General features: G+C 41.3%; 1 protein-coding gene. It reads right to left on the bottom strand.

Translation table 11 applies throughout. The features are described 5' to 3' along the window. Window positions 1–238: 238 nt before the first annotated feature. Window positions 239–2,086, bottom strand: coding sequence for a group II intron reverse transcriptase/maturase (gene ltrA / locus PX481_RS24500; protein WP_002763643.1), 1,848 nt, complete (start codon window positions 2,084–2,086; stop codon window positions 239–241). Window positions 2,087–2,543: the final 457 nt, after the last annotated feature.

Below are 2,543 nucleotides of genomic sequence, written 5' to 3'. Positions count from 1 at the left end.
GACTGTACCCTGTAAATCGGGGGGAATTTGCCCCTCGATGTCTTCTACCTCGTAATCGTACTCGTTAGGTTGGGATTGATAGCCTTTTTGCCAATCCTGACGATTATAGGATTTTTCGCCAATTGTCGGAGTTAATACCATAGTAGTTTTACGTTTGTATTATTAGGGGTCGAGAAGGTCGTCACCGACCTCCCCTCCCATTCAGAACCGTGCATGAGACTTTCACCTCACACGGCTCCTAGTTTGACTGTTCCCTTGTTAAGGATACAGCTTGACTTCCTTTGGTTAACCTTGTATTATCTAGTTTGACTTCTGAAATTGTCAAACCAGATGATTTTAGGCTTCCATCAGATGCCGATTTATCATCGTGACAGTGGCGGTGTAGTAATTGAAGGTTCTTATATTCATCCTTTCCGCCTAAGCTGAGAGGGTGAATGTGGTCAACTTCAATTAAATCCGATGGGGTGAAATACTGCCCACATCGGCTACACTTGCCTTGTTGCTTCTTAAGTAGTTTGGCTACTCTTGTCGGTGTGTCGATTGCTTGTCCTCTTCTGGTTGCCCAGTAGGTCCAATTTCCGTCGTAAGGTGAAGTTTCGGGGCGTACTAGGGTATGTCTGACATTTGGTGTCCAATTATGTTTCCATAGATAGAGACCATCTTTGGTTTGAAATAACCAAGATTCGTGTCTTTCTTTCCCATTGCTGAGTTTAACTGTACCCGGTCTAAAGTAGTTTCTCAGCTTTTCGTGGTTCGCTTTACCGCATCTTGATACTGTCCATGCCCTTAACATTAACCAGATTGTATTGTCTAGTTTATTGAAGGTATCCATAGATACTACTCCTGAGTAGTAGTTAGCCCAACCTCTAATGATTGGGTTTAAGTGACTAATCAGGGCTGATTGAGGTGCTGTTTTGTGTTTTTTGATTACACCTTTAATCGCTTCTGTGTGGGCTTTAACTGCTTTTTGGTTGGGTTTGATGTGGGTTTTGTGACCAATTAATTGGCTTCCTCTCCCTCCTGTTTTCCCAGATTTGTACTTTCCTGTTGGATATTGTCTGATATTGAATCCTAGAAAATCAAAACCGGGTTCTTCTGTTTTCCCATTGTACTCAATGGGGTTGAGTGTATGACACACTCTGGTTTTTTCTGGTTTGAGTTCTAGTCCTATCGGTTTTAACCATTCAGAAATGGCAGTTTGGCACTGTTCAATGATTTCGAGTGATGGTGAAATTACTACAAAATCATCGGCGTATCTTATTAGAACAGCTTGAGTTTTACTACCCTTTTTGGGGAATAGTGTTTCGATTAATCTTGCCATTCCATCCAGTGCGATGTTAGCAAGTAGTGGACTTATTACCCCTCCTTGTGGTGTCCCTGTTTCTGTTTCTTCAAATACGCCGTTATCCAAGACTCCTGCTTTGAGCCATTGTTTAATGTCTTTCTTTAGGGAGCTTGGACAATGAATCTTTGACAGTAGGAAGTTGTGATTAATTCGGTCAAAACACTTGGCAATATCAGCATCTAATACGAAGTAGCTACTTTTATTGATGGTTGTAAATATTCTGGCGATTGCATCATGGGAAGACCTTCCGGGTCGAAAACCGTAGCTGGTTTCTTCCATTTTTGACTCCCATTCTGGTTCGAGTGCCGATTTAATCAACGCTTGTCTAGCTCTGTCTTTGATGGTTGGTATTCCTAGTGGACGTTTTTCATCCCTGCCTGGTTTAGGAATCCATACTCTTCTTAACGGTTTTGCTTTAAGTGTTCCCTTGATTTCTTCGGTTAGATTTAGCCTTTGCTCTGGGGATATTGCTATCACTCCATCGACTCCTGCTGTTTTCTTTCCTTGATTATCTTGGGTTACTTTGCGAACTGCTAATAGACGGGCATAGTATGATTTCACCAATAGACGTTGCAACCTTCTAACCTTTGCATTCTGTCCCGATTTAGCCGCTTGGTATATTCTCTTTTGGAGCTTGAAAACATATCTTTGGATTTTACCCCAGTTGATAGCTTTCCATACATTCGTAGTCTTAGTGGTTTTCGGTTTCCCGAACCCTTTACCTTCTCTCGATTTCGTCATATAGACTCCTACTAGACTCTATCCTTACAATCAAACCGTAACCTGTTAGCATATCCTGACTATTACCGTCAGGCGTTGGCTTTTGGTTACATCTCACACCCTTGAAGGCTTGCGCTTACACTTGTCACTACTGGGTATTTCGACCGATACTCAGAGCCTGAAAGGGCTTATCACGTTCCGTTTATATGGGCATTCCATCTTTAGATTTGTCCTATCCATCGGGGTACTTTTAAAGGTCTGTGTAAGTGAGTTAGTAAATTCCTTACTTTTCCCCTTGTTCTTTTGAACGCAGTGTGTCAACCTATTTCACTACTAGCTATACTTTGCACGGCTACAACTTGCATTTTTTACTCAAGGACAATAATATAGTTTAAGAGTCATAATTAGAAGCAAAGCACTCATTAAAAACATGATTAACCTAGAATTCACGGAAGAAGAAAAGAACTCACTGTATTAT

It is taken from the genome of Microcystis sp. M53603_WE2 (assembly GCF_030065435.1).
The sequence above is the reverse complement of the archived record's forward strand: the minus strand, read 5'-3'. Positions and strand labels throughout refer to the sequence as shown.